Annotated in this window: 12 protein-coding genes; 7 read left to right on the top strand and 5 right to left on the bottom strand. The window is 60.3% G+C overall.

Annotation, left to right across the window (positions count from 1 at the left end; translation table 11 throughout):
- Positions 1-63: 63 nt before the first annotated feature.
- On the top strand, positions 64-645 hold the full coding sequence (locus tag IHQ71_RS15700) for a GyrI-like domain-containing protein (protein WP_258157398.1): 582 nt from the start codon (positions 64-66) through the stop codon (positions 643-645).
- Here IHQ71_RS15700 and IHQ71_RS15695 read toward each other — a convergent pair.
- Together IHQ71_RS15695 and IHQ71_RS15690 are read right to left on the bottom strand one after the other, a co-directional pair.
- On the bottom strand, positions 591-950 hold the full coding sequence (locus tag IHQ71_RS15695) for a DUF4087 domain-containing protein (RefSeq protein ID WP_258157397.1): 360 nt from the start codon (positions 948-950) through the stop codon (positions 591-593). The genes IHQ71_RS15700 and IHQ71_RS15695 overlap by 55 nt on opposite strands.
- A 170-nt stretch (positions 951-1,120) precedes the next feature.
- A complete protein-coding gene (locus IHQ71_RS15690) occupies positions 1,121-1,846 on the bottom strand; it encodes an aspartate/glutamate racemase family protein (RefSeq protein WP_258157396.1) in 726 nt (241 codons plus the stop codon).
- Positions 1,847-1,998: 152 nt separating this feature from the next.
- On the opposite strand from IHQ71_RS15690, the gene IHQ71_RS15685 reads away from it, so the two are divergent.
- Entirely contained in the window at positions 1,999-2,463 is a 465-nt protein-coding gene (locus IHQ71_RS15685) for an Lrp/AsnC family transcriptional regulator (RefSeq protein ID WP_258157395.1), read from the top strand.
- A 12-nt stretch (positions 2,464-2,475) separates the two neighbouring features.
- On the opposite strand, the gene IHQ71_RS15680 is transcribed toward IHQ71_RS15685, so the two are convergent.
- Positions 2,476-3,471 (bottom strand): aldo/keto reductase, encoded by a 996-nt coding sequence (locus IHQ71_RS15680; protein ID WP_258157394.1) that lies wholly within the window; start codon positions 3,469-3,471, stop codon positions 2,476-2,478.
- Between the two features lie 106 nt (positions 3,472-3,577).
- Here IHQ71_RS15680 and IHQ71_RS15675 point away from each other — a divergent pair, with 106 nt between their 5' ends.
- The 4 genes from IHQ71_RS15675 to ilvC all read left to right on the top strand — a co-directional run bounded on the left by IHQ71_RS15675 (position 3,578) and on the right by ilvC (position 6,716).
- On the top strand, positions 3,578-4,486 hold the full coding sequence (locus IHQ71_RS15675) for a LysR family transcriptional regulator (RefSeq protein WP_258157393.1): 909 nt from the start codon (positions 3,578-3,580) through the stop codon (positions 4,484-4,486).
- Positions 4,487-4,909: a hypothetical protein gene (locus tag IHQ71_RS15670; RefSeq protein ID WP_258157392.1), complete on the top strand. Its 423-nt coding sequence runs from the start codon at positions 4,487-4,489 to the stop codon at positions 4,907-4,909. It begins immediately after the preceding gene.
- Between the two features lie 91 nt (positions 4,910-5,000).
- Positions 5,001-5,651, top strand: a complete 651-nt coding sequence (locus tag IHQ71_RS15665; protein WP_258157391.1) for a TetR/AcrR family transcriptional regulator — start codon at positions 5,001-5,003, stop codon at positions 5,649-5,651.
- 45 nt (positions 5,652-5,696) lie between these two features.
- On the top strand, positions 5,697-6,716 hold the full coding sequence (ilvC, locus tag IHQ71_RS15660) for a ketol-acid reductoisomerase (protein ID WP_258157390.1): 1,020 nt from the start codon (positions 5,697-5,699) through the stop codon (positions 6,714-6,716).
- Positions 6,717-6,880: 164 nt separating this feature from the next.
- On the opposite strand, the gene IHQ71_RS15655 is transcribed toward ilvC, so the two are convergent.
- Both IHQ71_RS15655 and IHQ71_RS15650 read right to left on the bottom strand, forming a co-directional pair.
- Entirely contained in the window at positions 6,881-8,764 is a 1,884-nt protein-coding gene (locus IHQ71_RS15655; RefSeq protein ID WP_258157389.1) for a diguanylate cyclase, read from the bottom strand.
- Positions 8,765-8,790: 26 nt separating this feature from the next.
- A complete protein-coding gene (locus tag IHQ71_RS15650; protein ID WP_258157388.1) occupies positions 8,791-9,108 on the bottom strand; it encodes a hypothetical protein in 318 nt (105 codons plus the stop codon).
- Here IHQ71_RS15650 and IHQ71_RS15645 point away from each other — a divergent pair.
- Entirely contained in the window at positions 9,107-11,875 is a 2,769-nt protein-coding gene (locus IHQ71_RS15645) for a hypothetical protein (protein ID WP_258157387.1), read from the top strand. The two genes, IHQ71_RS15650 and IHQ71_RS15645, sit on opposite strands and share 2 nt — an antisense overlap.
- The last annotated feature ends 13 nt before the right edge of the window (positions 11,876-11,888 follow it).

The raw sequence follows: 11,888 nt of genomic DNA, 5'->3' as shown, positions 1-11,888 counted from the left end.
ATGATCAAAGATCACAATTTTCTGATTACCATAGACTGATTAGATCGCGAATGGGGCGCCGTTATGCTGACTTTGCCTGCGAAAGTGCGTCGCAAGAAACAACCGTATCTTTACATCCGGTCCCGGCTTTCGCGTCGGAACCTGGCCAAACAGGCGATCCTGTTCTATGGCGAATTAAGGGATTTCGTTGCGGCACGCGGGATCACCGGTGTCGGTCCCGGCTTCATGCGATACATGGCGGTCGATCGTGATGGTGGGCTGGACATGGAGTTCGGATATTTCACCGATCGTCTCCATACCGGCGGCGGCCCCGTGCGCGCGAGCATGCTGCCCTCCGGCACCTTTATGTCGATGGAATGGACCGGTCCCTTCGAAAAGCTTAGGGAGGTCAATGCGATGCTCAACGGCTGGGCCCACCATAATGGCGTCGAGTGGGATACGGTCGAAACGCCTGATGGCGTGGGCTATGGTTGCCGGATCGAGATCTATCACGCGACCCAGCGGCACGTTCCCAGCCCGGAGCAGTTCCGTACCGAGGTCGCCATCATGGTACGATCCGTAGCGGAGCAACATGCTACCGACGAGCCGGCTCAGTTCGGGGCCGGAAGCGCCTCGTCGTTTTCGCATTTGCCGATGGACAATTGACGGAACGAATTGATCTGCAGGATCGTGCCCTGTCCGTCGGTATCGACCTGCATGCAGCCACAGGCATAGCCGTAATTGCCGTTGGTGGCGATATAGTCTCCGGCCGAGATGTCGCCGATATGCTCCATGCCCGGAGCCTCGTAGCTTCCCTGCGTCATGATCGTCCATTGACCGTCACCATCGGTCAGCCACCAATTGCCGGGCGTCGGGTTCTGGACCCAGCCGCAGCGGTTCTCGGCAGCCGTGGCGGCGAGCGGCGCCAGCGCGATCAACGCGCAGGCGGAAATCAGAGCCAGTCGTTTCATGCAATTCTCCCCCGGTTTAGGACCGATCGTCATTCAGCTGATGCCGGTCTGCAAATGGCGATTTTCTGCGCTTCCGGTGCTCACGTACCTTAAGTACGCTCCGCTCCGGTTCTCGAAAACCACCATTTTCGCCTCGGCCTAAGCTGAATGTCGATCAGTCCTAGTGGGGATTATGCATATTTCCTGACGCCGTCCAATGCCGTGTCGTCGGTGAAGGCAAACTCGCTGGCGGCCTGGCAATGGACGAGCGTCGAATCCACGCCGGGGAGCGGCAGGTGGTTGGGATCGAGCAGGAGGCAGATCTCGGTGCAGCCGAGGATGATGCTGTCGGCGCCGGTCGATCTTGCCGCGTCGATGATCGCGAGCATTTCGGCACGCGAACTGTCGAGCACCTTGCCCTTGCAGAGTTCGTCGAAGATGATCGAATGGATGCGGTCGCGGCCCGCCTTTTCCGATGTCATGACCTCGATGCCATAGCTTGACATCTGCGCATGATAGAAGCCGTCTTCCATCGTATAGCGGGTAGCCAGCAGGAGAGGGCGCTTGCAGCCGCGCGCCTTCAGTGCTGTCGCCGTTTCGTCGATGATATCGACGAGCGGCACAGATATGGCGGCCTGCACCTGACCGGCGATCTTGTGCATGGTGTTGGTGCAGATCAGGACGCAATCGGCGCCGGCTTTCTCGAGGTTCGCCGCGATCGCCGACAGGCGCTTGCCGGCTTCGTCCCATCGTCCGGACTGCTGGAGCGCGACAATGTCGGCGAAATTCACCGAATGCAGCAGGATCTCGGCCGAGGCCAGGCCACCGAAGCGATCGCGTGCCATGTTGTTGAGGAGGTCGTAATAGACGGCGGTGCTTTCGAAGCTCATGCCGCCGATCAAGCCGATCGTTTTCATATGTGTCTTCCCGGTGCGAATTTGATGGTTCCAATCTCGCATGAAAAACGTCGTATTTGTTTGCAATAATTGCTTGAGACACATAAAATCAGCAAATGAAGCGCGCTATATGAGCGAATAGCGCGTTTTTTTTGATGTTTGTGGAGAGAGCTATGCTCGACGAGCGCGACCGGAAGATTCTTCAACTGCTGCAGCGCGACGCGGCTTTGCCGGTCACGGAGATCGCGGCCAAGGTGTCGCTTTCGATTTCCGCCTGTTCGCGGCGCATCTCACGTCTCGAAGACGAGGGCTATGTCGTCAAGCGCGTGGCATTGCTCGATCGCGAGAAGATGGGCGTGCCGACCACGGTTTTTGCGCTAATCAAGACGACACGGCATTCCGACGATTGGGTCGAGACATTCCGGCAATCGATCGCCGATATTCCCGAGGTCGTGGAAGCGCACCGCCTGACGGGCAATTTCGATTACCTGCTGAAGATCCTGCTGCCACGGGTCGAGGAATATGACCGGGTCTATAAACGGATCATCCGCAAGGTGGAGCTGTTCGATGTGTCGGCCTCCATCTCCATGGAGGTGATGAAGGCCGACCAGGGCATACCGGTAGACTATGCCAAGTGATCGTTTGATGGATCAGCCAGCCTTGCGCTTCTCACTGTCGAGATGGGCGAGCTGCGCTTCGGCATAGCGGCCGCCGGCCGCGGCACCCTTTGGGATTGCTGCTTCGAGCGTTGCGAGGTCTTCTCGTGTCAGCGAGAAATCCAGCGCTTTCAGCGATTCCTCGAGCTGGTGACGCTTTCTGGCGCCGACGACCGGCACGATATCCGATCCCTGCGCCGCCACCCAGGCGATTGCCGCCTGCGAGGCCGTCATGCCCCTGGATTGTGCGACCTTCTGCAGGGCGGCAGCGAGGGCGGCGTTGCGCTCGGCGTTGTCGCCCTGGAAGCGTGGGGAGTGGGCTCGAAAATCGCCGGCACCCATCACGGCGCTGCCGCTGAGCAGGCCACGCGACAGTACGCCATAGGCGGTGACGCTGATGCCGAGTTCGCGAACTGTCGGCAGGATGTCCTCCTCGATACCGCGCGACATCAGCGAATATTCGATCTGGAGATCAACAATCGGATGGACGGCTGCCGCGCGCCGGATCGTCTCGGAACCAACTTCCGAGAGCCCGATGTGGCGGACATAGCCGGCCTTCACCATATCGGCGATGGCGCCGATCGTGTCTTCGACCGGCACGCTGGGATCGAGGCGGGCGGGGCGGTAGATGTCGATGTAATCGACGCCGAGGCGGGTCAGCGTATAAGCCAGTGCCGTCTTGACCGCCGCCGGGCGGGCGTCGAAGCCGATCCATCCGGCGGCGGGGTCGCGCTGGGCGCCGAACTTGACGCTGAGCTGGACCTTGTCGCGGGGAATGTCGCGCAGCGCCTCGCCGATCAGCATCTCGTTATGGCCCATGCCGTAGAAATCGCCGGTATCGAGCAGCGTGATGCCGGCATCGACGGCGGCGTGCAGGGTGGCGAGGCTTTCGGCGCGATCCGAGGGACCATACATGCCCGACATGCCCATGCAGCCGAGGCCGAAGGCGGAGGTTTGCGGGCCGGCTTTTCCGAGTTGAACGTATTTCATGGGTGGTTCTCCTTGCTCACTGGCTGTTGGATTGACGTCTTTTACTCCCTTGCGGCATGTGCGATAATCCATTTCAGATCGAACAACCTGTGCGGAATTTTGTACAATGAAGGACTTGCCGCTTGCCGATCTCGAAGCGTTCGCTGGCGTCGCCGAGCAGCGCAATTTCCGCAAAGCTGCGGCTTTACGCGGCGTGTCGGCTTCTGCGTTGAGCGAGGCGGTGCGACGACTGGAGGCCAAGCTCGACACGCGACTCTTGAATCGTACGACGCGGAGCGTCACGCCGACCGACGCGGGCCAGCGGCTGCTTGATCGTGTCACGCCGATGCTTTCGGATATATCCGGCGCGCTGGAGCAGGTGAGAAGCTCGGATTCAAGTCCTGCCGGGCGGCTGAGACTCAATGTGCCGAGCGTGGTGGCGCGCGAGATCCTGCCGGATATCGTCATACCGTTTCTCAAGGCCTATCCCGGGATCATCCTAGAGGTCGAGGGCAGGGATACATTCATGGACGTGTTCGCGGCGGGCTTCGATGCCGGCATCCGTTATGACGAAAGCCTCGATCTCGACATGATCGCGATCCCGATCGGGCCGAGAATGCAGCGCTTCTGCGTGGCGGCATCACCGGATTATCTCGCGCGGCGCGGCATGCCTTGCCACCCGCGCGACCTGGCCGAACATACATGCATACGGCACCGCTTCGAAAGTGGCCGGCTGAATAGCTGGGAGTTCGAGCGGGATGGGGCCGTGATCCGGGTCAGTCCGCCCGAGACGCTGATTGCCAATACGATCGAGCTCGAGCTCGCGGCTGCCCGTGGCGGGCTCGGCATTATCGCCACATTCGAGGATTTCATCCGGCCGTATCTCAAAAGCGGCGCGCTGGTGGAGGTGTTGCCGGATTGGCAGCAACCATTCTCGGGGCCGTATCTTTACTACCCGAGCCGGCGCCATATGCCGGCGCCACTGAGGGCGTTTGTGGATTGGGTGAAGGGTAACAATAACAAGGGAGAGAGTTAGGTGAATTGGTATGATGGAAGAACTGAGCCGAAACCGTTTCATGTCGGAGGCGCGGGAGAGCGTGCCCCGAAAAGCGTCTCCCATATTTCAAGAAGCTTTATTGTAATTGATTACGAAAATGACGACGGCATTTATGAGGAAGCGGAGAGGATCCAGTTCTCGAATGAGGGCCGTTTGTGGGAAAACGATGATCTCTTCGCAAAGCTTATTGATCTGAATGCGCGCGGCATGCCCTTTCAGTATCAACCGAAGGACATGGAGTCTCCTGAGGCCTTAATGGCTTGGTGGCAGGAGAGCGGAAGGCTTAAGAAGAGCTTCCATCTCATTTCCTGGTATCATTATCACCGTTGGCAAATTCGGATCGTCGACCCGCCCAAAATCGGTGTTCGAGGTTGGGCGGGCCTGAAACCGTTCGGACACTAATCGAGAAATCTTGCTGAAGGTCTCTTGACGCCTTTGCAAGATCAGCGCATAAATCGCACGAACCGTACCGTACGGTACTGACGGATTTGCCATGCTGAATACGACAGACACATCAGGACCCGAAAGCTTTTCGCCGCGCCAGAACGCGGTGCTGGAAGAGGCCTTGCGACTGCTCGTATCGGGCGGGGAGAAGGCACTGACCACCGCCGGCGTGGCGCGCGCCGCCAATTGCTCCAAGGAAAGCCTCTACAAGTGGTTCGGCGACCGCGACGGCCTGATGGAGGCGATGATCGCCTACCAGGCATCGAAGGTGCGCACGGGCGACGGCGCGCAGGCGAATCTCACGCGGCCGGGCCTGGAGAAGCTGCTCAACGATTTTGCCACCGGGCTGCTCGATGTGCTCTCCGGCGATGTATCGCTGGCGCTCAATCGTCTGGCGATCGGCCAGGCGAGCAGGGATTCCTCGCAACTTGGCGAGATGCTTTTGCAGCGCGGACGCCGCCAGATCGGTAGACGCGCCACGGCATTGCTGATATCCGCCAAGCGCGCCGGGCTTGTCGCATTCGACGATGCCAACGAGGCGTATGAGACGCTATACGGACTGATCGTGCGGGACCTGCATGTTCGCATGATGCTCGGGGAGGATGTCTCCGGGATCAGGAAGGAATTCGGCCGGCGGGCGGAGAGGGGGGTCAATGCCTTCCTTTCGCTCTACGGAACGGGCAAGGGGATGGCGGCCTGACACCGCTCAATTCATTCAAAAGACAGCACAGGGAAGGACATTCAAATGCGCGTCTATTACGATCGTGATGCCGATCTCAACCTCATCAAATCGAAGAACGTCGTCATCGTCGGCTATGGTTCGCAGGGCCGCGCGCATGCGCTGAACCTGAAGGATTCCGGCGCCAACAACGTCGTCATCGCGCTGAAGGCCGGCTCGCCGACCATCAAGAAGGCCGAGGCCGATGGCTTCAAGGTGATGACCGTCGCCGATGCCGCCAAGTGGGGCGACCTTTTGATGATGGCGACCCCGGACGAACTGCAGGCCGACATCTACAAGGCTGACATCGCTCCGAACCTGCGTGATGGCGCCGCGATCGCATTTGCCCATGGCCTCAACATCCATTTCGGCCTGATCGAGCCGAAGAGCTCCGTCGACATCGTGATGATCGCGCCCAAGGGCCCGGGCCACACGGTGCGTGGCGAATACCAGAAGGGCGGCGGCGTGCCGTGCCTGGTCGCCGTTCATCAGAACGCTTCGGGCAATGCGCTTGAACTCGCGCTCTCCTACGCCTGTGGCGTTGGCGGCGGCCGTTCCGGCATCATCGAGACGAATTTCCGCGAAGAGTGCGAAACCGACCTGTTCGGCGAGCAGGTCGTCCTCTGCGGCGGCCTCGTCGAACTGATACGCGCTGGTTTCGAAACGCTGACCGAAGCCGGTTACGCACCGGAGATGGCCTATTTCGAATGCCTGCACGAAGTGAAGCTGATCGTCGACCTGATCTATGAAGGCGGCATCGCCAACATGAACTACTCGATCTCCAACACGGCGGAGTGGGGCGAATATGTCTCCGGTCCGCGCATCATCACCGCCGAGACAAAGGCCGAAATGAAGCGCGTGCTCAAGGACATCCAGACCGGCAAGTTCACCTCCGAATGGATGCAGGAATACCGCGCCGGCGCATCGCGCTTCAAGGGTATCCGCCGCAACAACGACAGCCACCAGATCGAGGAAGTCGGCGCCAAGCTGCGCGGCATGATGCCCTGGATCGGCAAGAACAAGCTGGTCGACAAGTCTGTGAACTAGGCCTGCCGCTCCAGGCATTCTTGTTCTGCGCGCCTTCGGCGTCGCGGGTATCGGCAAGAACAAGCTGGTCGACAAGGCTGTGAACTAAACTATCAAGTCATCCGCTGTAGTGGGTGGACAAGCCGGGGCAGGAAACTGCCTCGGCTTTTTATTGGTAGCGGCCGTCAGCCGGCCTTCTTGTCCTCTGCCTCTTCCCGCGAGCGATAGATGATGCGGTTTCGCCCTTGTGCCTTGGCATCATAGAGCGCGGCATCTGCGATCGATAGAAGGCGGCTGGGTTCGGTTCGGAGGATAAGCCCGGTCTCGGAGGATATGCCGATGCTCGCGGTAACCTTTCCGAATTCGCTCTTGATGTGAGCGATGTTTTCCTCGCTCAGATAGTGCGCGAATAGCTCGGCTACCACCATCGCGCCTTCCTCATCGATTTCGGGAAGCAGGACCACGAATTCCTCGCCGCCGTAGCGCGCGACGATATCCACGGGACGCCGCGCAGACTGGAGGAGGCATTTGCTGATGACGCGCAGGCATTGGTCGCCTGCGAGATGGCCGTAGGTGTCGTTATAGGCCTTGAAGCGGTCGATATCGATCATCAGCAGGCTGAGGGGCTTCCGGTTGCGGGCGCTCCGCGCCAGTTCACGCATGAATGCTTCGTCGAAAGCCCGGCGGTTGACGATACCTGTCAGTCCGTCCGTTTCGGCGAGGTTCTTCAACTGTTCGGCCGATATCCTCAGGGCGATTTCCGCCTGCTTCGTTGCGGTGATATCCGAGACCGCGACGATGGCCGTGCCATTGTCGGCAAGCCGCGTGCGGATGCTGCGCCAGTCGCCGTTGTGGAGCTGGATTTCTTCGTCCTTGTTGCGATGCAGAGTGGCGCCGGCGGCCTTGATCCAGTCTTCGATGTTCTCGGTCGGTATGTCCAGCCGTTCGCGGGTCTCGGCGATCCGGCGCAAGATGTCGCTGATATGGGCGCCGACCACGCGTGCATCGCTCGAAAGCGGGAAGGCTTCGCGATACTGCTCGTTGCAGAAGATTAGGAAGCCCTTCTTGTCGAACATGGCAAAGCCATCGGACATGCCGGCCATGGCATGCGACAGCAGGTTCTTGCTTTCGCGCAGTTCGCGTTCAAGCGCGGTGCGTTCGGTGATGTCACGCGTAATGCCGGCGAGGCCGATCACGCGGCCTTCCTTGTTGCGGACCGGAACCTTGGAGGCCAGCATGTACCGATCGCCGATGTGCTCGAGCGAGTCGATCAGCGGCACGCCGGTTCGCATCAGTTCCTGTTCACCATGGTAGAGTTCCTCGGCGAGCAGCGTTGCGTGGAGATCGAAATCGGTCAGTCCGGTCAATTCCGAGGACGTGCGGTGCCGGTAGAGCTTCGCCATGTTCTCGTTGACGATGATGAACCGGCTGTCACGGTCCTTGATGTAAAGGTAGTCCGGGGCTTGCGAAAAGGATGTCCCCAGCATGCTCCGCTCGAGCTCCAGGTGCTCGGTTTTCAATATGATGAAACCGCAAAGAGCGGTCGCCAGGCAATTGAAACCGATCATCGGCTGGCCGATGAGCTGAAGGGCATGCACCTTGGCGAGAGTGGGAAACACGATCAGCATCACGACCAATGCGACACCGATCGCTCCGGTCAGGATCGCGACATCCGAGAGAACCGGCGATCTTTTCCTGCTGTAGAAATTGATCGCTGCACCGATGCCGGCAACGATCGCAATCGCCATGACGCCTTCGGTCATCGCCGCACCGCCAATGGCGATGCGGAACGTCACCGCCATCAAGGCAGCGACGATTGCCGTGATCGGTCCACCGAACAGGCCGGCGAGTGCGATGGGCGGAAAACGCAGGTCAATATAGACGCCGGGACTGAATTGGACGGCGAGCAGGATGGAGCCGATCGAAGTGGCGCCTGCCGCTACCCCGAACGCCATCCTGCTGTAGTTGCCCAATTCGCGCTGAAACCAGATGGACACATGCGCCCAGAGCGAAATCGCCAGACCCACGAAGGCAAGATTGCCGGCAAATTGTGCCCAAACGCCATTCATCGCGGTTCATAAGCCTTCCGGTATAATCAAGGATACCAATGATAACGAAGACTCGTTTTAGCTTTGTTAATCCGGCGCTTGTTGTCTGGAACAAGAATTTCCCGGTCAATAAATAATACTGATTGGCGTTTGGCAGTTTCCATTGGCAGCACCTGAGCCGGAATCGAGCGCCCCGGTTCAACCCGCCGACTTCCTCGTGTTACAATCGCCGCCGAATAATTGGCGCGAAAGATACGTCGTCTTTTCATTGCGAGGCCGGGCTGCCCGGTCGGCGATTGGTCGAATGCAGAACATGTAGTCTTTGACGGCGGCGTGGCGGCCGCGTCCATGGAAGGAACGGTCATGTCACATCTGGTTCGCTTTGCAGCACTTTCACTTGCTTCCGCGGTGTCGCTTTCCTGCTTGAGCCCATCGGCCTTTGCCCAGACGGCCAATGACGATGCCGCCCGCAAGGAGCGTGAGGCCCGGGAGATCGCAGTTGCCGTCGAGGCTTGTGACAAGGGCGCCACAGCACCACTCGACTTCACCGCCAAGGCGCCGCCGGTGCAATATATCGAGCTGTTCCCGGCGGATTTCGACAAGGCCAAGCTCAAGGCGCTACAGGAAAAATGCCAGCAGGCCTGGGTCGGCGCGCCGAAGGAGAAGCGGCAGCACCTGCAATGGCTCCGGACGACGATGGCACTTGGCGAATCCAACCTGCAATTGCTGACTCCGCAGGTGCGCAAGATGGCCGGTGACGGCAGTGCCGAGGCGCAATACCTGCTCTACCAGCTATTCCGTCTCAATCCCGATAGCACCGAAAGCTCGATGATGGAGATCTCGCGCGACGAGGCCTGGACAGCACTGAACAAGGCGGCCGAGCAGGGCCATATGGCGGCGATCCAGGACATGATGATTGCCTATCGCGGCTCCAGCATGGCCAAGCGTGATCTCAAGCAGGTGGTCAGATGGGCGCGCCGGCTGGAAGGCGCCCCGCCGCAGGGCATCGAGATGACCGACTACGACGTCAAGTCCCGGGCGCGCATGCCTGTGATGATCGCCTGGACGACGCTTGAGGAGGATGGCTTCTCGGCCACCGAGAATCGCATGGCGTTTCGCATTGTCGAAGCCGACATGAAGTCAGGAGGCGAGGACGCCAGTTGGTCTACCGATGTTGTCGTCAAATCGCTTCGCGCCGGCCGTGGTACGCGCAAAGACCCGGTGCGGGCGCGCGAAATCCTTGAAGAAGGCGCCAAGACCGACAAGCGCATGGTTCCGATCCTTGCGGACATGCTCGCCAAGGGCGAGGGCGGGCCGGAGGACGGCAAGCGGGCACTCGAAATGGTCCGCGCGCCTGACATGAAAAACAACGGCGCGGCGATGAGCGTGCTGGGGAACATTCTGCTGTCAGGCAAGATTGTCGGCTACAGGCCACAGGAGGCCATCCAGGCGCTGGCGAAATCCTATATTGCCGAGGATCGTGTTCGCCTCGCAACGCTTCTGCTCGATTATCATCCGCGGCTCGACCGGCCGGAACAACTCATCGACGGGCTGGAGAGGCAGATCAGTGCGGGCGATAGCGAGGCGGCGATAGCGCTCGCCAAGCTCAAACTCTCCGACAATTCGCAATTCTCCGATGAGCCCGGTGCGCGAGCGCTGGTGAAGCCGCTCTCGGACGCGGGCAACCGCGAGGCGCTCTGGCTCTATGCCTCGACGCAATATTCCAATCTCGGCTCGACCAGCTATCGGCCGATGCGGCAGGAAGACGGGCTTTCCGATGCCGAGCTGATGGCGCTGATCGAGGACGGCATCAACAAGGGCGAGGCCGAGGCATTCCTGCTCAAGTCGAAATTCCTGCGGGCAGGCGCGCTCTATCCGCAGGACGACCGCGCGGCGACCGACATGCTGATCCAGGCGGCGGAGCGCGACAATGTCAGGGCGCTGCTGCTGCTCGGCGATGCCTATAGCGATGGAAAGGGTGTGCGGAAGGACAGCCGGAAGCGCCTCGAAGCCTGGCGCAAGGCCGCAAAGCTTGGCTCACTGGCAGCCAAGAAGCGGATCACCAACGCTTTCACCTTCGATACGTTTGACCGCCTGATGACTCTCGAAGAGGGCATCACCTGGCGCATCGCGCTCTACAACGATGGGTACGACCGCCGGTGGGACGGACTTGGAATTGCCCCCGAGAACGCGGCCGAGATGGAGTTCATGGGCCTGTTCATGGGCAGGGCAATGGAGGCCGGCACCGATGCCGTGGCCGAAGCGATCATGAACGCGTTCCGCGAAGCGCCAGCCGGGCTGGACGAGAACAATCTTGTCGGGCTCGGCAAGGCATTTCCGCCGGAGATCAAGGTCGCCATCGAGAAACGGCTTTCGCGGGATGGTTTCCTGAAGGGCGAGCCCGAGGGCTTCTGGGGTCCCGACGTGCGCAAGGCGCTTGCCGATTGGGTCGAGGGCCAGGCGCCTGTTGTGCAGGAGGCATCGGCGGAGGTCTCCACTGAAACAGACCAGCCGGCGCAGGAAACCGGAGGCCTGCTTTCCAAGGAAACGGTCGGCCGCGCATGGGATAAAATCCGGGCGCAGTTCAATGCCGCCAAGAACGATCGGCAGAAGCGGGCGGCGCTCGGCAAGGTCAACACTTTGGCGCAATATGGCAATATCGACGCGCGCTGGGCACTGCTGCCGAACTATCATCAATCCGCGATGGTGCGCCGGGTCGTCTCGGCCACGGAAATCACCCGCTACGGCCTCGACCTGATGGTGACCAAGCCGCCGCAGGCGGAAAAAGTGGAGTTCGAATTCATCTTCAACACCACGCAGATCTACCAGGACGGCAAGAGCCGGGAGTTCGGCCAGGCGGTGATCGCCACCATCCGCGACGACAAGCGTATTCAGGATGCCCTGACGCTGGGTGGTCTTCTCAAGCAGTTCATCTTCGCGCCAGGCGCCTGCGAAGCGGTACTCGACGCCGGCAACCGGGCGAAGATCAAGGGGCTCGGCGAGGAAGGCTGTGACGACACGACGCTCGCAGCCCTTGTGGCCTACGCGAAATCCGCCGGGCCGACCGGCATCGACGAGCGCAATCGGAAAGCCGCGGCGGAGGCGATCGAAGAGATGCTGGCGTCACGATAGAGGTCGTTCGAGG

Origin of the sequence: Rhizobium sp. TH2 (assembly GCF_024707525.1) — a bacterium.
In the GTDB taxonomy this organism is placed as follows: domain Bacteria; phylum Pseudomonadota; class Alphaproteobacteria; order Rhizobiales; family Rhizobiaceae; genus Rhizobium_E.
This window is presented reverse-complemented; position numbering and strand designations above follow the sequence as displayed.

Bases quoted from the DNA above. Each gene is read 5' to 3' on its own strand.
- IHQ71_RS15700 (WP_258157398.1), top strand. From the start codon at position 64: ATGCTGACTTTGCCTGCGAAAGTGCGTCGCAAGAAACAACCGTATCTT.
- IHQ71_RS15695 (WP_258157397.1), bottom strand. From the start codon at position 950: ATGAAACGACTGGCTCTGATTTCCGCCTGCGCGTTGATCGCGCTGGCG.
- IHQ71_RS15690 (WP_258157396.1), bottom strand. From the start codon at position 1,846: ATGAAAACGATCGGCTTGATCGGCGGCATGAGCTTCGAAAGCACCGCC.
- IHQ71_RS15685 (WP_258157395.1), top strand. From the start codon at position 1,999: ATGCTCGACGAGCGCGACCGGAAGATTCTTCAACTGCTGCAGCGCGAC.
- IHQ71_RS15680 (WP_258157394.1), bottom strand. From the start codon at position 3,471: ATGAAATACGTTCAACTCGGAAAAGCCGGCCCGCAAACCTCCGCCTTC.
- IHQ71_RS15675 (WP_258157393.1), top strand. From the start codon at position 3,578: ATGAAGGACTTGCCGCTTGCCGATCTCGAAGCGTTCGCTGGCGTCGCC.
- IHQ71_RS15665 (WP_258157391.1), top strand. From the start codon at position 5,001: ATGCTGAATACGACAGACACATCAGGACCCGAAAGCTTTTCGCCGCGC.
- ilvC (WP_258157390.1), top strand. From the start codon at position 5,697: ATGCGCGTCTATTACGATCGTGATGCCGATCTCAACCTCATCAAATCG.
- IHQ71_RS15655 (WP_258157389.1), bottom strand. From the start codon at position 8,764: ATGAATGGCGTTTGGGCACAATTTGCCGGCAATCTTGCCTTCGTGGGT.
- IHQ71_RS15645 (WP_258157387.1), top strand. From the start codon at position 9,107: ATGTCACATCTGGTTCGCTTTGCAGCACTTTCACTTGCTTCCGCGGTG.
- IHQ71_RS15650 (WP_258157388.1), bottom strand. From the start codon at position 9,108: ATGACCGTTCCTTCCATGGACGCGGCCGCCACGCCGCCGTCAAAGACT.